Source organism: Pseudooceanicola profundus (genome assembly GCF_054919315.1).
On sequence record NZ_CM142898.1, the window covers coordinates 2,780,933 to 2,805,879 of the forward strand.

Consider the following 24,947-nt stretch of genomic DNA (forward strand, 5'->3'; position numbering starts at 1 on the left):
CGGTTTCCGCGCGGCGGAAACGCCAGCTGATTGGGCGAGGAACGTGGGCAATCCCTGCCTCACAGGCGGGATTGCGTAAATTGCTACATCAATATTCCCCTATTCGGCCGGCTGCCATGATCCTGCCGCAATAGGTCGCAATGGATGACCCGTCTCCCCCGGCAGGGGAAATCCGGGAGAGGTGGGGCAGGACGCCCCGGACAAAGGACAGACGTAGGGACGAACAATGCTGCAGGGATGGATGCGGGGACACGAACGGTCGCGGAACGAGGACTTCCTGACCACCGGCCCCGCCGCGGCGGAAGAGGTGACCGGGGTCACCACGGGACTGGCCGAAGGCACGCGGGTGGCCACCGCCGTCGGCTGGCAGCGGATCGAGACGATCCGCGCCGGTGACGCGGTGCTGACCTTCGACAACGGCCTGCAGACGGTGCGCGCGGTCTATGCCGATCCGCTCTGGTCCGGCAGCCATGGGTGCCCGGATCGGTTCTGCCCGCTGCATGTGCCCGCCGGGGCCATCGGCAACAGCGAGGAACTGCTGGCGCTGCCGCAACAGGGCGTCATGGTCGAAAGCGATATCTCGGAGGCGCACTACGGTGATCCCTTCGCGCTGATGCCCGTGCACCTGCTGGAAGGCATCTGCGGGATCGAGCGCGTGCTGCCCGACACGCCGGTGAAGGTTTACATGCTGCAATTCGACAATGACGAGATCCTCTTTGCCGCCTCGGGCGCCATGTGTGTCTGCCCGGCAGCCGGGGACATGGTGCATCGCGCCTTCGACGCGGCGCCGGCCTATCGCCTGCTGTCGGGGGAAACCGATGGCGTCATGGTGGAGAGCATCCGCGACGAACTGGTCACCCAGTGGCACAAGCGGCTCGCCAGTCGCCGCGCGGAGAGCTGACAGGTTTCAGCCCGGCGGATGCGGCGGGCTGAACGGAAGGGAGTGGATGGTCGCCCGCAGCCCGGTTGCGCCGCCGCCCCTTCCCCCCTCGGGGAGGAGAGGGGAGAAAGGCGCGGGTCCCTACGGCCCCGCGCCTTTGCTTTTGTCGTCACCCTGCAAGAGACGCCGCCCAACCGGGGCCCAACCGGGGCCCGACCGCCGCCCGACCGGTGCCGGACAGCGGCAGGACCGGTGGCTCAGGCCGCCTTGGCCTGCGGGCCGAAGCGCTTGTAGAAGCTCTCGTTCCCCTCGGCCATCTCGCGCAGCAGCGCGGGCGTGGTGAAACGCGGGCCATAGGTCTCGGCCAGCCGGTCGCAGGTCTCCGCCGCAAACGGCGTGCCCACGATGTCGAGCCAGCTGAACGGACCGCCCGACCACGGCGCGAAGCCCCAGCCGAGGATCGCGCCCACGTCGCCCTCGCGGATGTCCTCCAGCACGCCTTCCTCCAGCGCGCGGACCGCTTCCAGCACCTGCGCGAACATCAGGCGGTGCTGTACCTCGATCACGTCGGGCTGGTCCTCCGCCAGCGGGTATTTCGCCGCCAGACCCTCCCAGAGACCGGTGCGCTTGCCCTTTTCGTCGTAGGCATAGAAGCCCGCCTTGGACTTCCGCCCCAGACGGCCCTCGTCATAGAGCCAGAACATCAGGTCATCGACACCCTTGGCATCGGCCGGATAGGCGTCGCCCATGGCCTGCTTGGTCGCCTTGGCGATCTTCACGGCGAGGTCGATGGAGGTCTCGTCGATCAGTTGCAGCGGGCCCACGGGCATCCCCAGCATCCGGGCGGCATGTTCCACCAGCGCCGGGCTGATGCCTTCGCTGACCATCCGCGCGCCCTCGTTGAGGTAGGGGATGATGCAGCGGTTGGCATAGAAGAACCGCGCGTCGTTCACGACAATCGGCGTCTTGCGGATCTGACGCACGTAGTCGAGCGCCTTGGCCACGGCCCGGTCGCCGGTCTGCTTGCCCTTGATGATCTCCACCAGCAGCATCTTCTCGACCGGCGAGAAGAAGTGGATGCCGATGAACTGCTCGGGCCGCGAGGAAGCCTTGGCCAGCCCCGAGATCGGCAGGGTCGAGGTGTTGGAGGCAAAGATGCATTCCTCGGGGATCACCGCCTCGACGTTCCTGGTGACTTCGGCCTTGACGCCCGGGTCCTCGAAGACTGCCTCGATGATCAGGTCCGCGTCCTTCAGCGTGTCGTAATCCGTGGTCGCGGTGATGCGCGACAGGACGGCTTCCTTCTGCTCGGGCGTGGTCTTCTTCCGGGCGATGCCCTTGTCGAGATAGGCTTCGGTATAGGCTTTGCCCTTGTCCGCGGCCTCCTGCTTCTGGTCGATCAGCACCACCTCGATCCCGGCCTGCGCCGAAACGAGGGCAATGCCCGCGCCCATCATGCCCGCGCCCATGACGCCCAGCTTCTTGACGCGCTGATCCGGCGCCTCGGGCCGGTTCGCGCCCTTTTCCAGCGCTTCCTTGTTGAGGAAGAGCGACCGGATCATCGCGCCCGACGAGGGGTTCATGATGATATGGGTGAACCAGCGCGCCTCGATCTTGAGCGCAGTGTCGAATGGCACCTGCGCGCCCTCGTAGATTGCCGAGAGCATCGCCTTGGGCGCGGGGTAGGCGCCCCAGGTCTCGGCCATGATCATCGCATTGGCGCCCACCATGGTCTGGAAGCCCGCCGGGTGATAGGGCGCGCCGCCGGGCATCTTGTAGCCCTTGGCGTCCCACGGCTTGACGATATCCGCGTCCTTGGCGCCCAGCACCCACGCCTTGGCGGCCGCCACCGGATCGGCGGCGATCTCATCCACCAGACCGGCGCCCTTGGCCTTCTTCGGGTCCACCAGCTGGCCCTGCAGCAGGAAGGGGGCCGCGGCCATGACGCCCAGCTTGCGCACGACGCGGGTGGTGCCGCCCGCGCCGGGGAATATGCCGACCTTGATCTCGGGCAGGCCGAACTTGGCCTTGGGGTTGTCGGCCACAAAGATGCGGTGGCAGGCCAGCGGCAGTTCGAACCCGATACCGAGGCCGGTGCCGGGCAGGGCGGCCGCGATCGGCTTGCCGCCCTTCAGGGACTTGGGGTCCATGCCCGCGCGCTCGATCTTCCGCAGGATCCTGTGCAGCGACATGATCCCTTCGAACACGCCCTCGGCCCCGTTCTTCTGGAAGTCGGCCAGGATGTTCAGGTCCATTCCGGCCGCGAACGTGTCCTTGGCGGAGGTGATGACGATGCCCTTCACCGCCTCATCGGCGAGCGCGTCGTCGATGAACCCGTCGAGGGTGGCCGCGCCCTCCATCGACAGGACGTTCATGCTCTTGCCCGGGACGTCCCAGGTGATCACGGCGACGCCGTCGGCGCCTTTCTCCATCGTGAAATCGGTCATTGTCCCCTCCCTTACACGCGTTCGATGATCGTGGCGGCACCCATGCCGGAGGCCACGCAGAGCGTCGCCAGTCCGACCTCCTTGTCGGTGCGCTCCAACTCGTCCAGCAGCGTGCCGATGATGATCGCGCCCGAGGCCCCCAGCGGGTGGCCCATGGCAATCGCGCCCCCGCAGCTGTTCACCCGGTCCATGTCCACGCCGAAGGCCTGGATGAAGCGCAGCACCACGGCGGAAAACGCCTCGTTCACCTCGAAGAGGTCGATGTCGCCGATGCCCATGCCGCTCTCGGCGAGGATCTTCTCGGTCACCGGTACCGGGCCGGTCAGCATGATGGTCGGATCGGTGCCGATCTTCGCCGTCGCCCGGATGCGGGCCCGCGGCTTGAGGCCAAAGGCCTCGCCGAATTCCTTCGAGCCGACGAGCACGCCCGCCGCCCCGTCCACGATGCCCGAGGAGTTTCCGGCGTGGTGGATGTGGTTGATCTTCTCCAGATGCGGGTACTTCAGCATCGCCACCTTGTCGAACCCGGGCATCACCTCGCCCATCTCCTTGAAGGCCGGCTTCAGCCCGCCAAGCGCCTGCATGTCAGTGCCGGGGCGCATGTATTCGTCATGGGCGAGGATCGGCAGGCCGTTCACGTCGCGGATCGTCACGATAGACCTGTCGAAGCGCTTCTCCTCCCAGGCCTTCGCCGCCAGCGCCTGCGAACGCACGGCGAGCGCATCGGCGTCGTCCCGGCTGATGCCGTATTCCGTCGCGATGATGTCCGCGGAAATGCCCTGCGGCACGAAATACCGCTCCATCGCCACGGTCGGGTCGACCGCCACGGCGGCCCCGTCGGATCCCATGGCCACCCGGCTCATGCATTCCACGCCGCCCGCGATATAGGCCTGGCCGGCCCCGCCGCGCACCTGGTTGGCAGCGAGGTTCACCGCCTCCATGCCACTGGCGCAGAAGCGGTTGATCGACAGGCCGGGAATGCTCTCGTCCAGATCGGACGCCAGCACGGTGGTCCGCGCCAGGCAGCCGCCCTGTTCGAAGGCCTGGGTCGCGTTGCCCCAGATCACGTCCTCGACCGCGTGGCCCTCCAGCCCGTTACGGTCCTTCAGCGCGTTCAGCATCTGCTTGCCGAGCGCGACCGCGGTCACCTCGTGCAGCGACCCGTCGGGGCGCCCCTTGCCGCGCGGGCTGCGCACGGCGTCGTAGATATAGGCGTCGGTCATGGTGTCCTCATCCTTTCCGGTCCAGTGGCGGGGCCTCCACCCCGCCGGGACAGGTCCTCCCCCATCCCATTTCCGTTTCTCAAGTATCCTCGGGGGGAATTGGCCCGTCAGGGCCAAGGGGGGCAGACAGCCCCCGTACCCGCCCGCAACGCGGGCCCCTCTGCGGGCCCCGCGCGACGCTTCCGGTCGGAGCCCCCTTTCAGGCCCCCTCGTCAGAGGCTTCAATCAGGGGCCCGATTCAAAGCCCCCGTTCAAAGCCCCCGATCAGACGGGCGCCCCGGCATCAGGTCGTAGGGGTGTTTCCACCCCGGCAGGCTCTCGATGTTCGACAGCCAGCGGTCGATGTTCGGCCAGTCCTTGCGCTCGAAGGTGAAGGGCTCCGGGTAGAACAGGTAGCCGCAGTTCGAGAAATCCGCGTGGGTCGGCCCGTCGCCCACCAGCCAGTCGCGCCCCTCCAGCCCGGCGTCGAGCACCTTGAAGGCGGCCTTCAGCCGCGCGGCGATGAAGCCGATCACCTCGGCCGAGCGGTTCGCCTCGGGCAGGAAGTTCATCTGGAAGCGCAGCATCCCGCATTGCGACGACATCTTGTGGTTGTCGAAGAACACCCACTTCATCACGTTGCGGGCCTCTTCCGGGGTGGCGCCGCCGAACTTGCCGGTCTTCTCGGTGATGTACATCTGGATCACGCCGGACTGCGACAGGGTCACGTCGCCGTCCACCAGCACCGGGACCTCGCCCATCACGTTCATGGCGGTGTAATCCTTCGAGCGGTGCGCGCCGCCGAAGAAGTCCACCTTCTCGGGCGCCCAGTCGAGGCCCGAGAGCTCCAGCGGCAGGGCCGCCTTGTAGGCATTTCCGCTCTCGCCGAAGCAATAGAGTTTGATCGTCATCTTTCTCTCCCCTTGGGATCAGCGCTTGCGCGCGTCCAGTTCCGAATTGAACAGCCGAAGCCTGTGCGTGAGGTTGTCCTCATCGGTGACGGAGTCAAAGTTTTCGAACAGGAAAGAGAGCGACTCTCCCTCGTCGAGGCCGGCGTCGCGGGCGAATTTCTTCAGCCGGCGATAGCCGTCTTCGGTCATGGCGACGGGGATGCGCCGCGTCAGGCGGAAGCGTTTGGGCATCTCTGCTCCTCCTCCTCGGGCCGGGGCCCGCGCTGTTGGCCGCACCCGGACCGCCTGAAAATAGGGGCGGTCCGGGCGCTTCGGAGCCCCGCGCGTGGCGCGCGGCTCCGCCGTGAGTGGGGGCCGAACCCCCTGTCGGTTCCTATGGCGCGGGTTGATCCCGGCTCAGAAGTTGGCCGCGTCCAGCGCCATGACCGGATCGGCACCCGAAAGGATGCGCTGCAGGTGCATGGCCGTCGCAGGCAGGCGACGGGACATGTAATAGCGCCCCGTCGCGATCTTCGTCTCGTAGAACGCAGCGTCCCCGGTCCCGGAGGCGAGCGCTTCCTTGGCGGCAATCGCCATTTTCGACCACATGTAGCCAAGGCAGACATGGCCGAAGAGGTGCAGGAAGTCGGTGGAGCCCGCAAGCGCGTGGTTCGGGTTCTTCATGCCGTTCTGCATGAAGTACATCGCCGCTTCCTGAAGCTGCTTCGAGGCGGTCTTGAGCGGTTCGATGAACTGCTTGGCGATCTCCTCGTCGTCGGCGTTCTCCTTGCAGAAGGTCTTGATCATCTCGAAGAGCGCCATGGCGGGCTTGCCGCCCTCGGCAGCCAGCTTGCGCCCGACGAGGTCCAGCGCCTGAATGCCGTTGGCGCCCTCGTAGATCATGGCGATACGGGCGTCGCGGGTGAACTGCGACATGCCCCATTCCTCAATGTAGCCGTGGCCGCCATAGACCTGCTGGGCCTGCACGGTGCAGGCAAAGCCCTCGTCCGTGAGGAAGCCCTTCAGCACGGGGGTCAGCAGCGAGATCACGCCCTCGGCCGCCGCATCCTCGGAGCGGCGCGCCTGGTCGATCATCTGCGCGCCCCAGAGCGCGAAGGCACGCGCGCCTTCGACGAAGCTCTTCTGGTCCATCAGCGCGCGGCGGATGTCGGGATGCACGATGATCGGATCGGCGGGGCCGTCGGGGTTCTCGGTGCCGGTGACGGCACGCCCCTGCAGCCGGTCCTTGGCGTAGATCACGGCGTTCTGGTAGGCCGCTTCGGAAACGGCGAGGCCCTGCATGCCGACGCCGAGACGGGCTTCGTTCATCATGGTGAACATCGCGCGCATGCCCTTGTGTTCGGTCCCCAGCAGGTAGCCGGTGGCCTCGTCGTAGTTCATGACGCAGGTGGCATTGCCGTGAATGCCCATCTTCTCTTCCAGCTTGCCGACGCTGACGCCGTTGCGCGCGCCGAGGCTGCCATCCTCGTTCACGAGGACCTTGGGCACGATGAAGAGCGACACACCCTTGATCCCGTCCGGGCCGCCGGGAATTTTCGCCAGCACGAGGTGGATCACGTTGTCGGACATGTCGTGATCACCGGCGGAGATGAAGATCTTCTGGCCGGAAATCCTGTAGCTGCCATCCTCCTGCGGCTCGGCCTTGGTGCGCATCAGCCCAAGGTCGGTGCCGCAATGCGGCTCCGTCAGGTTCATGGTGCCGGTCCACTCGCAGGAGACCATCTTGGGCAGATAGGTCTGCTTCTGCTGGTCGGTGCCGTGGATGTGGATCGCGGAATAGGCCCCGTGGGTCAGGCCCTGGTACATGGTGAATGCCATGTTGGCGGCGGTGAACATCTCACCTGTCGCCACGCCCATCACGTAGGGCATTCCCTGCCCACCGAAGTCGGGATCGCAGTCCAGACCGGTCCAGCCGCCCTCGCGGAGCTGATCGAATGCCGCCTTGAACCCTTCCGGCGTGTGCACCACGCCGTTCTCAAGACGACAGCCCTGCTGATCCCCCACCGGATTCAGCGGCGCCAACACTTCCGACGCGATCTTGCCGGCCTCTTCGAGGATGGCAGAGGTAAAATCGCGGTCCAGCTCGTCATAGCCGGGGATGGCGCTTTCAGAGGCTTTCAGCACGTCGTGAAGGACGAATTGGAAATCCTTCACGGGGGCGGTGTAACTCGGCATGTCTCTCTCCCTAGACTTCGATGGGCGAGGCGGCCGGGTTGGTTATTCGGCCACCTTCTTGGGCGTGCGCAGCGAGGTGATCATCTGTTCCCCCCACCGCATCTGTTCGGACAGCTCCTCGATGGCCTTGTTCAGCTCATCGCGTTGCTTTTCCATTTCTTCCATGCGCTTCTGGGCAACCTCATAGGTGCGCTCCAGCTGGGTCAGCTGTTGGTCACCCTTGTCATAGAGGTTAAGAAGCTGGCGGATCTCCTCGAGGCTGAAGCCAAAACGCTTGCCACGCAGGATCAGTTTCAGCCGGGCCCGGTCACGCCGGGTAAACAGCCGCTTCTGGCCTTCGCGGATCGGGAACAGCAGTTCCTTGGCCTCGTAGAACCGCAGGGTGCGCGGCGTCACCTCGAAGGCGTCGCACATCTCGCGGATCGTCATTGTCTCCGTTCGTTCGGTCATGGTTAACCCATCCTGATTTTTGATCAGGCGGTAAAAACATTTCTTGACCCACGGTTACAATGGGAAACGAAGTTGACGTAACACAAACGTCACGTCACTTTCGCGGTGACGTAAGATCATGAAAAGTGACGCCGGGTAAAGGAAATTTCGTTTCGTTTTGGCGCGGTTTGAAGTGCTTTATTTCACAGGGAAATCACATAAAGGAACAGACGCTCAATAGCGTCTGTAACAATTGCCTTCGGGGCAGCTTTTCGGGGGCTCTTCGGGACCCTGTGGACAGGATTGTCCGCGGTCAGGTGCCCGACTCAGGTGCCCGAATCGAGGTCCTTCGCCACGCCGTCGCGCAGGTCCTTCAGCTCGGCCATGGCCTCGTCCAGCTGGCGGCGCTGTTCGGCCAGTTCGAGGAGCTGCTTGTCGGCCATCTCGACCCAGTTGCGCATCTGCACCTCGGTCCCGTCCTTCTCGTAGATCTGGAGCCACTGGCGGATGTCCTCCAGCGCGAAGCCGAACTTGCGGCCGCGCAGGATCAGCGTCATCCGGGCGATTTCCTTGGGCCCGTAGTAGCGCGAGCGGCCCTGACGCTCCGGTGAGAGCAGCTCGATATACTCGTAGTAGCGCAGGGTCCGCGGCGTCACCTCGAACCGCTCGCACATTTCCTTGAAGCTCAGGGTCGTTTCGCTCATGGCTGTCTACTCGATAAAGTCACGGGAGAGCGGATCCGGGGGGATCCTTGCGTGGGCCGGAGGTTAGGACCCTCTGGTCGCAAGGGCAACCACCGTCAGGGCCGCAGCTGTCCGTTTGGGCTGGCTTGAAAGCTCCGGGCTTTTCCAATCATATACGGGCCAAAGGATCGAGGGCGCGATGAACAAACCAGACCTGGATTTCGTCAAGGAGCATTTCGCGAAAGAGCTCCCCTACGTGGCGGCCCTGAACATGCGCTTCGACGATCTGACCGCAGGCGTCGCCGTGATGACGATGCCCTACGACTCGCGCCTCGTGGGCGATCCCGAAAGTGGCGTGATCCACGGCGGCGCGGTGTCGGCGCTGATGGACACCACCTGCGGCGCGGCCGTCTTCTCCCACCCCGAGGCCTCGATGGGGACGGCGACGATCGACCTGCGGATCGATTACATGCGCGCGGCCAAGCCGGGCTGCGCGATCACCGCGCGGGCGGAATGCTACCACGTCACCCGCTCGGTCGCCTTCGTGCGCGCCACCGCGACGGACGGGGAGGGGGACACGCCCGTGGCCACCGCCACCGGGGCCTTCACGGTCGAACGCTCCGCGCAGGAGGGCAAGGCATGAACCGGCGTCCCCCCGAACCCGTGCAGGTCGTCAAGCAGCGCCGCGATGCGGCGCTGGCCGCGCTCCTGGGCTCCGTGCCCTTCATCTCCTTCCTCGGTGTCACCTTCGACCGCCGGGGGGATGAGCTGACCGCGATCCTGCCCTATCGCCGCGACCTGGTCGGCAACCCGATGCTGCCCGCGCTTCATGGCGGGGCCACGGCGGGCTTCCTCGAGATCACCGCACTGATCGGGCTCAGCTGGGGGATGCTCTGGGAGCAGGTGGAAACCGGGGCGGTCGATGCCGCCGCGCTGGGCGAGGGCTGGTGCCCGAAACTGCCCAAGACCATCGACTTCGCCACCGATTTCCTGCGCTCGGGCCTGCCGCGTGACGCCTATGCCCGGGCCGAGATCACCCGCTCCGGCCGGCGCTATGCCTCGGTACGGGTCGAGGCCTGGCAGGACAACCGGCAGCGGCCCCACGCGCAGGCCATCGGGCATTTCGTGATGCCGCAGGGCCCCATGGCATAACGCAGGCCAGACCGTGACCGACACCACCGTGACCGACACCACCGGGCCCGAGGCCCTCACTCACCGCCGGGTGCTGCGGATCGCGGTTCCGATCGTGCTTTCCAACGTCACCGTGCCAATCCTCGGCGCGGTGGATACCGGCGTCGTCGGCCAGATCGCCGAGGCGCAGCCGATCGCGGCCGTGGGCCTCGGCGCGGTCATCCTCTCGGCGATCTACTGGATCTTCGGCTTCCTGCGCATGGGCACCACGGGCATGACCGCCCGCGCGGCGGGGCAGGGCGACCGGGGCGAGGTCGCGGCCCTGCTGACCCGCTCACTGATGTTCGGGCTGGGGGCGGGGGCGGTGATCGTCGCGCTGCAATGGCCGATCTTCGCGGGCGCCCTCGGGCTGGCCCCGGCGAGCGCCGAGGTGGAAGAGATGTCGCGCGCCTACATGGGCATCCGCATCTGGTCGGCCCCGGCGGCGATCGGGCTCTACGGTCTGACCGGCTGGCTCATCGCGCAGGAGCGCACGATGGCGGTGCTGGCGGTGCAGTTGCTGATGAACACCGTGAACATCGCGCTCGACCTCTGGTTCGTGCTGGGGCTCGGCTGGGGTGTCGAGGGCGTGGCGACCGCCACCTTCATCGCCGAGTGGAGCGGTCTGGCGCTGGCGCTCTACCTCTGCCGGGCGGCGTTCCGCGATCCGGCGTGGCGCGACTGGGGGCGGGTCTTCGACCGGGTGGCGCTGATCCGGATGGGCGTGGTGAACGCCGACATCCTCGTGCGCTCTCTGCTGCTGAAGGCCACCTTCCTCTCCTTCATGTTCCTCGCCGCCGATTTCGGCGACGTGCAACTGGCGGCGAACCAGGTGCTGTTGCAGTTCCTCGAGATCACCGCCTTCGCCCTCGACGGTTTCGCCTTCGCGGCCGAGGCCTTCGTCGGGCAGGCCATGGGGCGTGGAGACCGCGCGGGCCTGCGGCGCGGGGCGCTGCTGACCAGCGGCTGGAGCATCGCGATCTGCGTGCTGCTGGCGCTCTTCTTCGCGCTCGCGGGCGGCTGGCTGATCGACGTGATCACCAAGGCGCCCGAGGTGCAGCTGGCCGCGCGGACCTACCTGCCGTGGATGGTCGCCGTGCCGGTGCTGGGCGTGGGGGCGTGGATGCTGGACGGGATCTTCATCGGCGCGACCCGCTCGCGCGACATGCGCAACATGATGGCGGTGAGCTTCGTGGTCTATGTGGTGGCGGCGGTGGCACTGGTGCCGCCTTTCGGCAACCACGGCCTCTGGGCGGCCTTCCTGATCTCCTTCGTGGCGCGCGGCGTCACCCTGCTGATCCGTTACCCGGCGCTGGAGGCCGAGGCGGATCAGGTGGCGGTGGCCAAGGCGGCGTGACGGCGGGGCGGGTAGAGTGAGGTGGCGTTGCTAACCACGCTGCGTCTCTCGCTTGCGCAAAGTTCGCAAAGCTCGGGATATCGCGCGATCCCACTTTGCGCTCTTTCTCGCTACCTTCACCGTCCCGCGTCTGCCCGTGCTTTGCACGGGCGCGCCCGAACCGCCCCCACGGGGCGGGCGCAGTGCGCCCACCCCTCGGTTCGGGCGCGGCAGGGCCGGATAAGTCGAGGAGGCCCCACCGCTTGCCCTTGCCCCCGCAACCGGGCCAGATACGGCCAAGGGGGATCCCATGATCGAAAAGCTGGAAATGCTCATTGCACTCGCCCGGGAGGAGCACTTCGGCCGCGCGGCCGAAAGCCTCGGGATCACCCAGCCCAGCCTCTCCACCGGGATCAAGCAGCTTGAGGCGCAGCTTGGCGTGCAGCTGGTCTGGCGCGGCTCGCGCTATCTGGGGCTGACGCCGGAAGGGCAGCGTGCGCTTTACTGGTCCCGGCGCATCGTCGGCGATGCCCGCACCTTCCGGGAGGAGATGCGCGCCGTGCACGCGGGCCTCTCCGGGGCGCTTCGCCTTGCGGTGATCCCTACCGCGCTCACCACCGCGGCCCATCTGACCCACCGGTTTTCCGCCGATCACCCGGGGGTCTCGCTCTCGGTCTATTCCCGCAGTTCCGACCAGATCCTCACGATGATCGAGAACCTCGAGGCCGATGCGGGGATCACCTACCTCGACAATGAACCGCTGGGGCGGATGACGGCGATCCCGCTTTACCGCGAGAGCTATCACCTCGTGGTGCGGCGCGGCACGGCGCTGGCCGGGCGGGCGACGCTCGACTGGGCTGACCTTGCCGATCAGCGGCTCTGCCTGCTGACGCCCGACATGCAGAACCGGCGGATCATCAACCTGATGCTGCACAAGGCCGGCGTCGATCCCGAAGCGGGCGTCGAGAGCAATTCCACCGTCGTCCTGATGACCCATGTGGAGGAGGGCGGATGGGCCACGGTGCTGCCTGCCCAGATGGCCCGCTTCCTCGCTGCCGGGCGCGACGTGGTCTCGATCCCGATCCGGCAGAGTAATGCGCCCTCCGTCGGCCTCATCGCGCCATGGCGCGAGCCTCATACCCCGGTGCTGGAGGCGCTGCTCTCTGCCGCGCGCAAACAGGCGGAGGTGTGATGCGCGATAGGTGATGCCTATCGAATGACGGAAAGCTGATATTGATATCGTATGCCACGGTGTGCCAGACCCCGATCACTACGGGAGGACGCCAATGACATCGACACCAGCCCCCTCCGTCGCCCCGGCCGAGGCCGAGATCGACGCGCTCATTGCTGCGCAGCTGCATCTGGAGGGGCCGCTTCTGCCGATCTTCCACGCGCTGCAGGAGGCCTATGGCCATGTCCCGCAGGCGGCGCTGTCGCGCATCGCCGAGGCGCTGAACCTGACCCGGGCGGAAGTGCACGGGGTCATGTCCTTCTACCACGATTTCCGCAGCGCACCGGCGGGCCGCCACGTGCTGAAGATCTGCCGGGCCGAGGCCTGCCAGTCCATGGGCGGCGCGGCGCTGGCCGACCGGCTGCTGGCGAAGCTGGGCCTCGACTGGCACGGCGCCACGCCGGACGGGAAGGTCACGGTGGAGCCGGTCTATTGCCTTGGCCTCTGCGCCTGTGCGCCCGCCGCCATGGTGGACAACAAGGTGCGCGGGCGGCTGGATGACGCCGCCTGCGACGCGCTGATCGCGGAGGTGCGGGCATGAAGATCTATGTCCCCGGAGACAGCGCGGCCAAGGCCGTTGGCGCCGATGAGGTGGCCGCGGCGGTCGCGCGCGAGGCGGCGGCGCGGGGCCTCGATGTCGAGGTGATCCGCAACGGCACCCGCGGCATGATCTGGCTGGAGCCGCTGCTGGAAGTCGAGCGCGCCGAGGGCCGCACCGGCTTCGGCCCCGTCACGGCGGCGGATGTGCCCGCGCTCTTCGACGCGGGCTTCGGTGCCCATCCCAAGGCGCTCGGCCCGGTGGAGGAGATCCCCTTCTTCGCCCGCCAGACCCGCCTGACCTTCGCCCGCTGCGGGCTGACCGATCCGCTGTCGATGGCGGCGTACGAGGCCCATGGCGGCCTTGCCGGTCTGCGCCGCGCGCTGGAGATGACCGGCGAGGCAATCGTCGACGAGGTCAAGGAAAGCGGGCTGCGCGGGCGCGGCGGCGCGGGGTTCCCGACCGGCATCAAGTGGGACACCGTGCGGCTGGCCCATGCGAACCAGAAATACATCGTCTGCAATGCCGACGAGGGCGACAGCGGCACCTTCGCCGACCGGATGATCCTTGAGGGCGATCCCTTCTGCCTCTTCGAGGGCATGGTGATCGCGGGCCTCGGCGTCGGCGCGACGAAGGGCTACATCTACCTGCGCTCGGAATATCCCGACGCGGTCGAGATGACGCGGCGGGCGCTCGACGTGGCCTACCGGGCGGGTCTGCTGGGGGATGTGCTGGGCTCCGGTCGCCGCTTCGATCTTGAGCTGCGGGTGGGCGCGGGCGCCTATGTCTGCGGCGAGGAGACCTCTCTGCTGAACTCGCTGGAAGGCAAGCGTGGCGTGGTCCGCGCCAAGCCGCCGCTGCCCGCGCTGGAAGGCTTCATGGGCCGGCCCACCGTGGTCAACAACCTGATCTCGCTGGCGACCGTGCCGGTGATCTTTGCCAGGGGCGGGGCCTTCTACCGCGACTTCGGCCTGGGCCGGTCGCGGGGCACGATCCCGGTGCAGATCGCGGGCAACGTGAAATACGGCGGGCTTTTCGAGACCGCCTTCGGCATGTCGCTGGGTGAGCTGGTCGAGGATGTGGCCGGCGGCACGGCCACGGGCCGTCCGGTGAAGGCGGTGCAGGTGGGCGGCCCTCTGGGGGCCTACATGCCGGTGTCCAAGTTCGCCACGCCCTTCGGCTACGAGGAATTCGACGGGCAGGGCGGGCTGATCGGCCACGCCGGCCTCGTGGTCTTCGACGACACCGCGGACATGCTGGGCATGGCGCGGTTCGCGATGGAATTCTGCGCGGTGGAGAGCTGCGGCAAGTGCACGCCCTGCCGGATCGGCGCGGTGCGCGGGGTCGAGACGCTGGACCGGATCGCGGGCGGCGACGCGGCGGCGGTCGACCTGCTGGAGGACCTCTGCGAGACCATGAAGGATGGCTCGCTCTGTGCGCTTGGCGGGCTGACGCCCATGCCGGTGATGTCCGCGCTGACGGGGTTTCCCGACGATTTCGCGCGCTCGAAGAAAGCGGCGGAGTGAGATGGGCGGCGCATCGATGCAGGTGTCGTTCCGTGGGGCCGCTGGATGCGCAGCGGGGGCCAGCCCCCGCACCCCCGGGAGTATTTTCGGAAAGATGAAAGGCGAGGAGGCGCGGCCATGAAGGATTTCATTATCCCCCCCAAGGACTGGGACATGGGCACCCCGCTCTCCCGCTCCACCAAGACCGTCACGCTGAGCGTGGATGGGTTCGAGGTCACAGTGCCCGAGGGCACCTCCGTCATGCGGGCGGCGATGGAGGCGGGGATCAAGATCCCGAAACTCTGCGCCACCGACAGCCTCGAGGCTTTCGGGTCTTGCCGTTTGTGCGTGGTGGAGATCGAGGGGCGGCGTGGCACGCCGGCCTCCTGCACCACGCCGGTGGCGCAGCACATGAAGGTCCACACCCAGACGCCCAAGGTGAAGAAGCTCCGCAAGGGGGTGATGGAGCTCTATATCTCCGATCACCCGCTGGATTGCCTCACCTGTTCGGCCAATGGCGACTGCGAATTGCAGGACATGGCGGGCATGGTCGGCCTGCGCGACGTGCGCTACCAGGCGCCGGAAGGGGCGCCGCTGGCGAACCACTTCACGCCCCGCGACACCAGCGGCGCGGCGAACCCGGACTGGACGCCCAAGGACGACAGCAACCCCTATTTCACCTACGACCCCGCGAAATGCATCGTCTGCAACCGCTGTGTCCGGGCCTGCGAAGAGGTGCAGGGCACCTTTGCCCTGACCATCGAGGGACGGGGCTTTGACAGCCGGGTCAAGGCGGGCGCGCCGGGGGATGACTTCCTCGCCTCCGACTGCGTCAGCTGTGGGGCCTGCGTGCAGGCCTGCCCGACCGCAACCCTGCAGGAGACATCCGTCATCGAGATGGGCACGCCCGACCGCTCGGTCATCACGACCTGCGCCTATTGCGGCGTCGGCTGCTCCTTCAAGGCAGAGCTGAACGGCGACGAACTGGTCCGCATGGTGCCCTACAAGCACGGCAAGGCGAACCGGGGCCATTCCTGCGTCAAGGGCCGCTTTGCCTATGGCTACGCCAAGCACAAGGACCGCATCCTGAACCCGATGATCCGCGACACGATCGAGGAGCCGTGGCGCGAGGTGTCCTGGGACGAGGCGTTGAAGTTTGCCGCCACCAGGATGCGCGGGCTTCAGGAGACCTACGGCCGGAAATCCGTGGGTGTCATCACCTCCAGCCGCTGCACCAACGAGGAAACCTACCTCGTGCAGAAGCTGACCCGCGCGGTCTTTGGCAACAACAACACCGACACCTGCGCTCGCGTGTGCCATTCGCCCACCGGCTATGGCCTCGGCCAGACCTTCGGCACCTCGGCGGGCACGCAGGATTTCGACAGTGTCGAGGACACCGACGTCGTCATCGTCATCGGCGCCAACCCCACCGACGGCCACCCGGTCTTTGCCTCGCGGCTGAAGAAGCGGCTGCGGCAGGGCGCCAAGCTGATCGTCGTCGACCCGCGCCGGATCGACCTCGTGAAGACCGCCCATGTGGAGGCGGCGCACCACCTCGCCCTGCGGCCCGGCACCAACGTGGCCGTGGTCACGGCGCTGGCCCATGTGATCGTGACCGAGGGGCTCTTCGATCAGAGCTTCATCCAGGAACGCTGTGACTGGGACGAGTTCCAGGAATATGCCGAGTTCGTCTCGAACCCGCGCCATGCGCCCGAGGCGGTGGAACTGCTGACCGGCGTGCCCGCCGAGGACCTGCGCGCGGCGGCCCGGACCTTCGCGACCGGGGGCAACGGGGCCATCTACTACGGCCTCGGCGTCACCGAACATTCTCAGGGTTCCACCACGGTCATCGGCATCGCCAACCTCGCCATGCTGACCGGCAACATCGGGCGCAAGGGCGTGGGCGTGAACCCGCTGCGCGGCCAGAACAACGTGCAGGGGTCCTGCGACATGGGGTCGTTCCCGCACGAACTGCCGGGCTATCGCCATGTGAAACACCCCGAGGTCCGCGCGGTCTTCGAAGAGGTCTGGGGTGTCGAGATCGACGCGGAGCCGGGCCTGCGCATTCCCAACATGCTGGATGCCGCCGTGGAGGGGACCTTCAAGGGGCTCTACTGTCAGGGCGAGGACATCCTGCAATCGGACCCGGACACCAAGCACGTGGCCAAGGGCCTTGCCGCGATGGAATGCGTCATCGTCCATGACCTTTTCCTGAACGAGACGGCAAACTACGCCCATGTCTTTCTGCCCGGCTCGACCTTCCTCGAAAAGGACGGGACCTTCACCAATGCCGAGCGTCGCATCAACCGCGTGCGCAAGGTCATGGCGCCGCTCAACGGCTATGCCGACTGGGAGGTGACGCAGATGCTGGCCAATGCCATGGGCGCGGGCTGGCACTACACCCACCCGGCGCAGATCATGGAGGAGATCGCCGCGACGACCCCCAGCTTTGCCGGGGTCACCTATGACCTGCTGGAGGAGAAGGGCTCGGTCCAGTGGCCCTGCAACGAGGCGCACCCCGAGGGCACGCCGCTGATGCACGTCGATGGCTTCGTGCGCGGCAAGGGGCGGTTTATCGTCACCGAATACGTGGCCACGGACGAGAAGACCGGCCCACGCTTCCCGCTGCTGCTGACCACGGGGCGTATCCTCAGCCAGTACAACGTCGGCGCCCAGACCCGGCGCACGGAGAACACCGTCTGGCACGATCAGGACGAGCTGGAGATCCACCCCCACGACGCGGAAGTGCGCGGCGTGAAGGAAGGCGACTGGGTCAAGCTGGCCTCGCGTTCTGGCGAGACGGCGCTGAAGGCCACGCTGACGGACCGGGTCAGCCCGGGCGTGGTCTATACCACGTTCCACCACCCGACGACGCAGGCCAACGTGATCACCACGGATTACTCCGACTGGGCCACCAACTGCCCGGAATACAAGGTGACGGCGGTACAGGTCTCGCCCTCGAACGGGCCCACGGACTGGCAGGAGGACTACGAGGCGCAGGCCCGCCGCGCGCGTCGCATCCTGCCGGCGGCAGAGTGACATGGGGCCCCTTCGCACAGGGCCCCTTGGTACGGGCCCCCTTGGTACAGGTCCGCGCGTCCACGAAAGCCGGGCGGGCCTCGCCCGGCGCGACGGGCAGGTCCGCGCCGTGACCCGGCTGTTGCCCGACGAGGTGCCGGTGGCGCTGAGCTATCAGGGCACGACGCAGGCGGTGATGATGGCCAGCCCCGCCGATCTGGAGGATTTCGCCGTGGGCTTCACCCTCTCCGAGGGGATCGTCGCGGAGATCGGCCAGATCGAGAGCCTCGACATCCTGCACCACGATCAGGGCATCGAGGCGCAGATGTGGCTGGCGGGCGACCGGGCGGATGCGCTCTCGGCCCGGCGCCGGGCCATGGTGGGGCCGGTGGGCTGTGGGCTTTGCGGGATCGACTCGCTGGAGGAGGCCTGCCGCGCGCTGCCCGTGGTGCCCGATGCGGCCCTGCGCTTCACCGAGGCGGAGATCGGCGGGGCGACCGAGGCGCTGCGAGATCACCAGCCGCTGCACGATCTGTCCCGGGGCCTTCATGCCGCCGGGCTGATGCTGCCGGGGCAGGGGATCGTTCTGGCGCGCGAGGACGTGGGCCGCCACAACGCGCTCGACAAGCTGATCGGCGCCATGGCGCGGCGCGGCCTCGACGGGCGGGGCGGCGCGGTGGTGCTGACCTCGCGGGTCTCGATGGAGATGGTCCAGAAGACTGCCGTGGCGGGTATTCCCATGATCATCGCCGTCTCTGCCCCCACCGCCTATGCCGCGCGGCTGGCGGAGGAGGCGGGCATCACGCTGGCGGCCTTTGCCCGCGGCGGGGCCTATGACCTTTACGCCAATGCCGGACGTCTGGGCGCCGCCCGTCCCGGCCCGGAGGGGGAGCACACCGATGTCGCATGACAAGCTGATCTACATGGCGAACCAGATCGCCACCTTCTTCGAGACCCAGCCGGGCAGCGATCAGGCCGAGCACGTGGCCGATCACCTGAACGATTTCTGGGAGCCCCGGATGCGGGCGCAACTGCTGGCGATGGTCGCCCGGGGCGAGGCCGAGGGCCTGCGCCCGCTGGCCCGCGCGGCGATGGCGCACGTCCGCGCCCCCGCTGAGCAGGCCGACTGAGGGTCTCCGCCCGCGGGCCGCTGGCCGATGCGCTCGCCTGAGGCCGCCGGCCAAGGCCACCGACCAAGGGCCCCGGGGCGACGGTCTCTGCCCGATGCCTGAAGGGTGACGGCCCCGTCAGACGGCTTTCTTTGGACACCCGCAGCCCGAGGTACGGCGCGGCGGGCGTGCCACGGGCAGGACATGCCACCGCCTGTCCGCAGCTGCCTGTCCCCAGGGCAGGGGGCCGCGCATCCGTCGGGGCAGGGACAGTCCCGGGATCCCCTGTCACCCGACGCCGGTTTTCAAGACGTTGACAGCCCCCGTCTCTCACGCCAGCTAGACCGCGATTTGCGCAACGGTGGGACCCATGGCAGCTCTCAAGACCTTCATTGAATCGCGAACCTTCGAATGGGCGATCACCGCCCTCATCGTGATCAACGCGATCACCTTGGGGCTGGAGACCTCGCCGCGGGTCATGGCGGTGGCGGGTGACCTGCTGCTGACGCTGGACAAGCTGGTGCTGGCGGTCTTCGTCATCGAGCTGCTGGCCCGTTTCGCGGTCTATCGTACGAAGTTTTTCCATGACCCGTGGCGCATCTTCGACCTCTTCGTGGTGGGCGTGGCGCTGGTGCCGGCGACCGGCAGCCTCTCGGTCCTGCGGGCGCTCAGGATGCTGCGGGTGCTGCGGTTGATCTCGGTCGTGCCCTCGCTGCGCCGTGTGGTGGGCGGGCTGATCTCGGCCCTGCCGGGCATGGGCTCGATCGTGGTGCTGCTGGGGCTGGTGTTCTACGTCTTCGCCGTCATGGCGACCAACCTCTACGGCGCCAGCTTCCCCGAGTGGTTCGGCGACATCTCCTCCTCGGCCTACACGCTGTTCCAGATCATGACGCTGGAAAGCTGGTCCATGGGCATCGTGCGCCCGGTGATGGAGGCGCACCCGCTGTCCTGGACCTTCTTCATCCCCTTCATCATCGCCACGTCCTTCACGGTGCTGAACCTCTTCATCGGTATCATCGTCTCCGCCATGCAGGAGGAACATGAGGCCGCCGCCGAGGACGAGCGCAGCACCGCCGCCGACAACCAGCGCCTGCTGTTGCAGGAGGTCCGCGCCCTGCGGGCCGAGGTGGCGCGCCTCTCGGAGCGCACGGGCGCCACGGACTGAGGCCGCGCGCCTCGCGCCCGCGTCGCCGCGCGCGTCACGTCTCTGCCGATGCGCGTCTCACTCCCGCTCGGCGGCGAAGAGGCGCACCAGTTCCGCCTGCCTGCGGGTGCCGGTCTTCTCGAAGATCCGGGTCAGGTGGGTGCGCGCGGTCGAAACGGTGATCCCCAGCCGCGAGGCCGCGGCATCGCGGCCGTCGCCGCGCAGGATCTCGATGGCCAGCGTCGTCTCGGCGGGGGTCAGCTGGAAGTCCTCCTGCATCCGCCGCCGCAGGGCCGCGATCCGTGCCCCCTGATCGGTGAAGACCAGCAGCGCCGCGACCCGGTGCAGGCGCAGGGGCGTGCCGCCGGGATCGGGGCAGGGCAGGGCCTCGACGGTGACCGTGCCGCGCCCATCCGGATCGTAGGAGAGCCGCCCGCCCCGGGGCCGCTCCAGCCGGCGCTGGCCCGCGCAATTGGCGATCAGCCCCTCCAGCCGGGTGGTGAGCGCGGAAGTGGGCAGGGACAGGCGCCCGCCCGAGAGCCGCACCCCGCGCGGCAGGCCCGCCCGGTCCAGCGGTGCACCGAGGTCGGTGATCGGGCGGGCGTCCATGTCCACCGCCAGCGTGATCGCATCGGGCCGCCCGGCCCCCACGCCCAGCAACAGCGTCTCCATCGACAGCCGACGCATCCGCTGCTCCAGCTCCACCGCGCGCACCAGGTGCGGCAGCAGGAGCCCGAAGCGGCCCGCCGCCTCGGTGCCGATCTCGTCCGCGCGCTGGCTGGCCTGAAGCACCATCGAGGCAAAGCTGGGCCCCTGTTCCATCAGGTTCGCCGCAAGGCGTTCGATCCCCAGCCCGGATTTCGCCCAGTAGTCGTTGTGGAATTCGGACCCGGTGAAGGTCTCGCGCCCGGTGTCCTCGATCGAGGTGATCCGCCCGATCCCGGCCCCGGCCGTGGCCTTGACCGTGGGGTCCAGCCGCCACCAGCCGTCCTGCTCATAGGCGCGCACGACCTCCGGGTCGGCGCGCGGTGTCAGGACGGAGGAATACTGGGTCTCGGGGTCCACGACCACCAGCGCCGCATTCTCCACCGCGCAGAGATCGGCGATATGCACCAGCACGTCGGACCAGTCGAGCTGGCCGGCGGCGGCGGCATAAATCTCGTCTATGACACCCAGAAGATCGGTGCCCGGCGGTGTCCGCATCTCGAATAGCTCCCGCGTACGGCGGCTCGGCGGCGGGACTGAAATTGACCTGTTCAAAATAACGCAGAGACGCCGAGACCGCGCGTGATGCCCTTTATCATAAGGGGGAAATGGCCCCTGCGAAGAGGGAAACACTCTGTTCACCAAAAAAGATCGCCATATCGGACGTTGGTATGACGCAAGGTCATTTTCTGCGCTCTAGCCTGTGCTTGCGGCTAAGCCGGACGACCTGAATTTGATGAAGTTATTTCACCCCGGAGGAGAGCGCCCGCAGATTTCCCCAAATGTCGGCTCCATGCTGTGTCCGTGAGTGTGTGGAACAGGCTTTCTTCTGCGGGGGCTCTCCTTCCGAATGTGATAGCGCTGACATCGCCCGTAGTTCGGCCGCGTGTATTTTGACGCGGACCCGGTCGCGGGGCGCGTACGGTCAGCGGTGACGCCGCTCCGTCCTTGCCTGCGTGCCCGCTCCTTCCTGCCTCTCTTCGCCGTGGTCATCCTGCCCTCTGCCATGCTTCAATGGCGCGGGCGCGTTCCGCGTGATGTCAGGGGAAAATGCATGAGACCGAGTTGTCGAGCAGCGCCGTGGATCACGGGCCTCGCCGGGCTGCTCTGCGCGGCGCTTCAGGCTGCGCCACTGGACGCGCAGGCCCGACCGCCGGAACCGGCACGTCCGGCATCGCCTGCGGCACCGCCCTCGGCGGCACTGCCGGCGCGCCCGGCCAGCCCCTTGCGGCCGCCCGCGCCGCCGGTGCCGGAAACCGGGGTCGAGGGGCTGGGCTTCGGTCCCTGGACCGTGGCCTGCGATCTCTTCGACACGGCGGAGGAGGACTGCGTGCTGACCCAGCGGATCGGCTGGGTGTCTGACCGGCTGCGCCCGGTGGAGTTGCGCGCTTTCCCGGGGCCCGGGGGGCAGGCGGTGCTCTCGCTGCTGGTGCCGCCGGGGGCAGCGCTGCGGTCGGAGGTCCGGCTGGAGAGCGCGGCGGGCACAGCGCTGTCGCTGCCGTGGCAGTCCTGCGAATTCAGCTATTGTGAGGCGGCGGCATGGCTGCCGGTTGCCGCGCTTCAGGCGCTGGAGGGCCAGCCGCTCATCGGCCGCTACCGGCCCGAGGTGGACGGGCGGGAGGTGCGGTTCGAGGTCCGGCTCGACGGGATTGGCGCGGGGTTGGACGCGCTGCGGGCCGCGCGCTGGTGATAGCCCGCAGACAGCAGCAATGCGGCCGCTGCGGGCCCCGGGCGTCCTTGGCTATTCCGCTGCCGCGCGGGCGGCATGGGGCAGCAGGTAGGTCTGCGCCACCGGCGGCGTATTGACCCGGATCGGACAGGCATAGGCGTCGGACAGCAGCGCGTCGGTCAGCACCGCCTCGGGCCGGTCCTGCGCCATCACCCGCCCCTGAGCCAGCAGGGCCACGCTGTCCGAGAACATCGCCGTCAGGTTCAGGTCATGCATCACCGCCACCACGCCGCCGCCCGCATCGGCGAAGTCGCGGGCGATCTGCATCACCTGCAACTGGTGCCCGATGTCGAGGGAGGAGACCGGCTCGTCGAGGAAGAGCCAGCGGGCCGCGCCATGGGCCGTCGGCTCCCAGACCTGCACGAGGACGCGGGCCAGCTGCACCCGTTGCTGCTCGCCGCCCGACAGCTCCTGATACATCCGCCCGGCAAAGCCGCCGAGGCCGACGCGGGCGAGCGCCCGCTGGCTCAGGTCCGGCCCGCCCGCGTCGAGGCCGCCCTGCTGGCCAAGGCGCACCACCTCGCCCACGGTGAAGGGGAAGGAAAGCGGCGTGGCCTGCGGCAGCACGGCCCGCAGGGCCGCCAGCCGCCAGGGCTTCGTCTGCGCGACCTCGTGGCCGTTCAGCATGACCGAGCCCTCGTAGGCCAGTTCACCGGTCAGGGCCCGCAGCAGCGTCGTCTTGCCCGATCCATTGGGCCCGACGATGGAGGTCAGCGCACCGGGGCGGGCGGTGAAGCCTGCCTCCGACAGGATCGCGCGGCGGCCGAGGCGCAGGGTCAGGTCTTGGGCGATCAGCATGGTCAGAGCTCCAGCAGGCTGCGGCGGCGCAGCAGGATCCACAGGAAGAACGGCCCGCCGAGGGTGGCGGTGACGATCCCGATGGGCAGTTCGGCGGGGGCGATGATCACCCGGCTGATCACGTCCGCCGCCAGCAGCAGCGCCGCGCCCAGCAGGGCGGAGTTGATCAGCAGAGGCCGGTGATCGGGGCCCGAGACGAGGCGCAGCAGATGCGGCACCACGATGCCGACGAAGCCGATGCCGCCGCTGACCGCCACCGCGGCGCCCACGGCGCCCGCGACGGTAAGGATGGCGGTGCTCTTCAGCCGCTGCACGTCCTGTCCCAGATGCGCCGCCGCCGCCTCGCCAAGGGCGAGGGCGTTGAGACCGCGGGCCAGCGTCGGGGCCGCCGCGAGGGCCAGCAGCATCAGCGGGGCTGCGGTCAGCACCTTGGCCCATGTTGCCCCGGCGATGGAGCCCATGCCCCAGAAGGTCAGGTCGCGCAGCTGCGTGTCATCGGCCATGTAGACCAACACCCCGGACAGCGCGCCCGCAACCGCGCCGAGGGCGATGCCCGCCAGCAGCATGGTGGCGACCGAGGTGCGCCCGGAACGTGTGGCGATGGCATAGAGCAGCAGGGTGGAGACCCAGCCGCCGAGGAAGGCCGCCACCGGCACGGCGTACTGGCCCAGCGTCGCCGCCAGCCCGGCGGGCAGGACGCCCCCCAGCACGATGGCGGTGATCGCCCCCAGACCGGCGCCCGCGCTGACGCCCACAAGGCCGGGATCGGCCAGCGGGTTGCGGAAGAGCCCCTGCATCACCGCGCCCGACACGGCGAGCGAGGCGCCCACCAGCATCCCCATCGCCAGCCGGGGCAGGCGGATGTCGAAGAGCACGACCCGGTCGCGCAGCGAGAGTTCACGCCCGGCCAGCAGGTCGCCCCCGATCTGGCGCAGCGAGATGCCCGAGGCCCCCACCGTCAGGCTGGCGGCGCTGACCGCCAGCAGCAGGAGCACCAGCAGCAGGGTGACGCGCCGGGCGAGGCCCCGGCGGTCGCCGGTCGGGGCGGCGGCGGGTTCGCTGAGCGCCACCATCAGCTGTCGTGCCCCGCGCTTTGGAGTGCTGCGCTCAGCTCGGTCACGGCCTCGCCGACGCGGGGGCCGAAGCCGAGGAGCAGCATGCCGTCTATCCGCACCACCGCGCCGGATTGCCCGGCGGGGGTGATGGCGAGCGCCGGGTGGGCGAGCGCCTGATCGGCGGTGCCATGGCCCGCGTCGGCCGCCCCGCCGCGCGACATCATCAGGATGACATCGGGGCCGGCGGCGGCGATGGCCTCGTCCGTCACCGGCTTGTAGCCAGAGAAGGCGGTCAGCGCATTCTCGGCCCCGGCGAGGGTGATGATCCCCTCGGCCGAGGTGTCGCGCCCGGCGGCGAGGATACGCCCGCCCTGCATGGAGAGGATGAAGAGCACCTTCTTGGCGGGCCTGCCGTGGGCGGCCTCGGCGGCGGCGGCCAGCTGGGCATCGACGCTGTCGGCCAGCACCTGCGCGGCCTCGGGCACCTCCAGCGCCGCGCCCACGGCGAGGATCTTGGCGCGCACCGCCTCGGCGGTATGGCCGCCGGGCACCTCGATCATGGGGATCGCGGCGGCGCGCAGCATCTCCACCGCCTCGGGCGGGCCCGCGCCGTCCTCGGTCAGGATCAGGTCCGGGTCCACCGACATCAGCCCCTCGGGCGAGAGGGCGCGGATATAGCCCACGTCGGGCAGCGCCTCCGCCTCGGGCGGGTAGGTCGACGTGGTGTCCCGTGCCACCAGCCTGTCCTGCTGGCCGAGGGCATAGACGATCTCGGTCACGGAACCGCCGATGGAGGCGATGCGGCTGGCAGGCTCGGCCCAGAGGGCCGGGCCGACGAGGGCGAGGCAGGCGGCAAGCGCCGTGGAGCGCAGCAGGCCCATG

General features: G+C 68.3%; 23 protein-coding genes. 12 read left to right on the forward strand and 11 right to left on the reverse strand.

The window, feature by feature from the left end:
- Positions 1 to 241: 241 nt before the first annotated feature.
- Complete coding sequence (locus ACX9MO_RS12775) at positions 242 to 901, forward strand: Hint domain-containing protein (protein ID WP_462212108.1); 660 nt, start codon at positions 242 to 244, stop codon at positions 899 to 901.
- Between the two features lie 236 nt (positions 902 to 1,137).
- Here the strand turns inward: ACX9MO_RS12775 and ACX9MO_RS12780 are convergent, their stop codons facing one another.
- The 7 genes from ACX9MO_RS12780 to ACX9MO_RS12810 form a co-directional block, all read right to left on the reverse strand.
- Complete coding sequence (locus ACX9MO_RS12780) at positions 1,138 to 3,327, reverse strand: 3-hydroxyacyl-CoA dehydrogenase NAD-binding domain-containing protein (protein ID WP_462212109.1); 2,190 nt, start codon at positions 3,325 to 3,327, stop codon at positions 1,138 to 1,140.
- Positions 3,328 to 3,338: 11 nt separating this feature from the next.
- Entirely contained in the window at positions 3,339 to 4,550 is a 1,212-nt protein-coding gene (locus tag ACX9MO_RS12785) for an acetyl-CoA C-acetyltransferase (RefSeq protein ID WP_222489077.1), read from the reverse strand.
- A gap of 251 nt (positions 4,551 to 4,801) precedes the next feature.
- Positions 4,802 to 5,440, reverse strand: coding sequence for a glutathione S-transferase family protein (locus tag ACX9MO_RS12790; protein WP_222489078.1), 639 nt, complete (start codon positions 5,438 to 5,440; stop codon positions 4,802 to 4,804).
- An 18-nt stretch (positions 5,441 to 5,458) separates the two neighbouring features.
- On the reverse strand, positions 5,459 to 5,671 hold the full coding sequence (locus ACX9MO_RS12795; protein WP_462212110.1) for a hypothetical protein: 213 nt from the start codon (positions 5,669 to 5,671) through the stop codon (positions 5,459 to 5,461).
- Positions 5,672 to 5,836: 165 nt separating this feature from the next.
- Positions 5,837 to 7,615: an acyl-CoA dehydrogenase C-terminal domain-containing protein gene (locus ACX9MO_RS12800; protein ID WP_462212111.1), complete on the reverse strand. Its 1,779-nt coding sequence runs from the start codon at positions 7,613 to 7,615 to the stop codon at positions 5,837 to 5,839.
- Between the two features lie 42 nt (positions 7,616 to 7,657).
- On the reverse strand, positions 7,658 to 8,065 hold the full coding sequence (locus tag ACX9MO_RS12805; protein ID WP_222489081.1) for a MerR family transcriptional regulator: 408 nt from the start codon (positions 8,063 to 8,065) through the stop codon (positions 7,658 to 7,660).
- 305 nt (positions 8,066 to 8,370) lie between these two features.
- Positions 8,371 to 8,748, reverse strand: coding sequence for a MerR family transcriptional regulator (locus ACX9MO_RS12810; protein ID WP_222489082.1), 378 nt, complete (start codon positions 8,746 to 8,748; stop codon positions 8,371 to 8,373).
- Positions 8,749 to 8,926: 178 nt separating this feature from the next.
- Between ACX9MO_RS12810 and ACX9MO_RS12815 the strand changes: the two genes are divergently transcribed.
- From ACX9MO_RS12815 to ACX9MO_RS12860, 10 genes are all read left to right on the forward strand, one after another.
- Complete coding sequence (locus ACX9MO_RS12815) at positions 8,927 to 9,370, forward strand: PaaI family thioesterase (RefSeq protein WP_462212112.1); 444 nt, start codon at positions 8,927 to 8,929, stop codon at positions 9,368 to 9,370.
- A complete protein-coding gene (locus tag ACX9MO_RS12820; RefSeq protein ID WP_462212113.1) occupies positions 9,367 to 9,879 on the forward strand; it encodes a PaaI family thioesterase in 513 nt (170 codons plus the stop codon). Before ACX9MO_RS12815 ends, ACX9MO_RS12820 begins: the two co-directional genes overlap by 4 nt.
- 13 nt (positions 9,880 to 9,892) lie before the next feature.
- Positions 9,893 to 11,254 (forward strand): MATE family efflux transporter, encoded by a 1,362-nt coding sequence (locus ACX9MO_RS12825; RefSeq protein ID WP_462212114.1) that lies wholly within the window; start codon positions 9,893 to 9,895, stop codon positions 11,252 to 11,254.
- 289 nt (positions 11,255 to 11,543) lie between these two features.
- Positions 11,544 to 12,425 (forward strand): LysR family transcriptional regulator, encoded by an 882-nt coding sequence (locus ACX9MO_RS12830; RefSeq protein WP_462212115.1) that lies wholly within the window; start codon positions 11,544 to 11,546, stop codon positions 12,423 to 12,425.
- 94 nt (positions 12,426 to 12,519) lie between these two features.
- Positions 12,520 to 13,005 (forward strand): formate dehydrogenase subunit gamma, encoded by a 486-nt coding sequence (locus ACX9MO_RS12835; RefSeq protein ID WP_462212116.1) that lies wholly within the window; start codon positions 12,520 to 12,522, stop codon positions 13,003 to 13,005.
- Positions 13,002 to 14,528: a formate dehydrogenase beta subunit gene (locus ACX9MO_RS12840; protein WP_462212117.1), complete on the forward strand. Its 1,527-nt coding sequence runs from the start codon at positions 13,002 to 13,004 to the stop codon at positions 14,526 to 14,528. Before ACX9MO_RS12835 ends, ACX9MO_RS12840 begins: the two co-directional genes overlap by 4 nt.
- A 117-nt stretch (positions 14,529 to 14,645) precedes the next feature.
- The gene (gene fdhF / locus ACX9MO_RS12845) at positions 14,646 to 17,546 is read left to right on the forward strand and encodes a formate dehydrogenase subunit alpha (protein WP_462212118.1); all 2,901 of its coding nucleotides are present in this window, start codon (positions 14,646 to 14,648) and stop codon (positions 17,544 to 17,546) included.
- A gap of 109 nt (positions 17,547 to 17,655) precedes the next feature.
- Positions 17,656 to 18,435, forward strand: a complete 780-nt coding sequence (fdhD, locus tag ACX9MO_RS12850; RefSeq protein WP_462212119.1) for a formate dehydrogenase accessory sulfurtransferase FdhD — start codon at positions 17,656 to 17,658, stop codon at positions 18,433 to 18,435.
- On the forward strand, positions 18,425 to 18,655 hold the full coding sequence (locus tag ACX9MO_RS12855) for a formate dehydrogenase subunit delta (RefSeq protein ID WP_462212120.1): 231 nt from the start codon (positions 18,425 to 18,427) through the stop codon (positions 18,653 to 18,655). Before fdhD ends, ACX9MO_RS12855 begins: the two co-directional genes overlap by 11 nt.
- 349 nt (positions 18,656 to 19,004) lie before the next feature.
- Positions 19,005 to 19,799, forward strand: a complete 795-nt coding sequence (locus ACX9MO_RS12860; protein ID WP_462212121.1) for an ion transporter — start codon at positions 19,005 to 19,007, stop codon at positions 19,797 to 19,799.
- A 57-nt stretch (positions 19,800 to 19,856) separates the two neighbouring features.
- Here ACX9MO_RS12860 and ACX9MO_RS12865 read toward each other — a convergent pair whose 3' ends face one another.
- Positions 19,857 to 20,981 carry a helix-turn-helix transcriptional regulator gene (locus ACX9MO_RS12865; protein ID WP_462212122.1) on the reverse strand — a complete coding sequence of 375 codons (1,125 nt, stop codon included), beginning with the start codon at positions 20,979 to 20,981 and terminating at the stop codon, positions 19,857 to 19,859.
- Positions 20,982 to 21,537: 556 nt separating this feature from the next.
- Here ACX9MO_RS12865 and ACX9MO_RS12870 point away from each other — a divergent pair.
- Positions 21,538 to 22,173, forward strand: coding sequence for an invasion associated locus B family protein (locus ACX9MO_RS12870; protein WP_462212123.1), 636 nt, complete (start codon positions 21,538 to 21,540; stop codon positions 22,171 to 22,173).
- A gap of 51 nt (positions 22,174 to 22,224) precedes the next feature.
- On the opposite strand, the gene ACX9MO_RS12875 is transcribed toward ACX9MO_RS12870, so the two are convergent.
- The 3 genes from ACX9MO_RS12875 to ACX9MO_RS12885 are packed head-to-tail and all read right to left on the reverse strand — an operon-like array spanning position 22,225 to position 24,946.
- Entirely contained in the window at positions 22,225 to 23,010 is a 786-nt protein-coding gene (locus ACX9MO_RS12875; RefSeq protein WP_462212124.1) for a heme ABC transporter ATP-binding protein, read from the reverse strand.
- A gap of 2 nt (positions 23,011 to 23,012) precedes the next feature.
- Positions 23,013 to 24,083, reverse strand: a complete 1,071-nt coding sequence (locus ACX9MO_RS12880; protein WP_462212125.1) for a FecCD family ABC transporter permease — start codon at positions 24,081 to 24,083, stop codon at positions 23,013 to 23,015.
- A complete protein-coding gene (locus ACX9MO_RS12885; RefSeq protein ID WP_462212126.1) occupies positions 24,083 to 24,946 on the reverse strand; it encodes a heme/hemin ABC transporter substrate-binding protein in 864 nt (287 codons plus the stop codon). The genes ACX9MO_RS12880 and ACX9MO_RS12885 overlap by 1 nt, the downstream gene beginning before the upstream one ends.
- Position 24,947 lies beyond the last annotated feature (1 nt).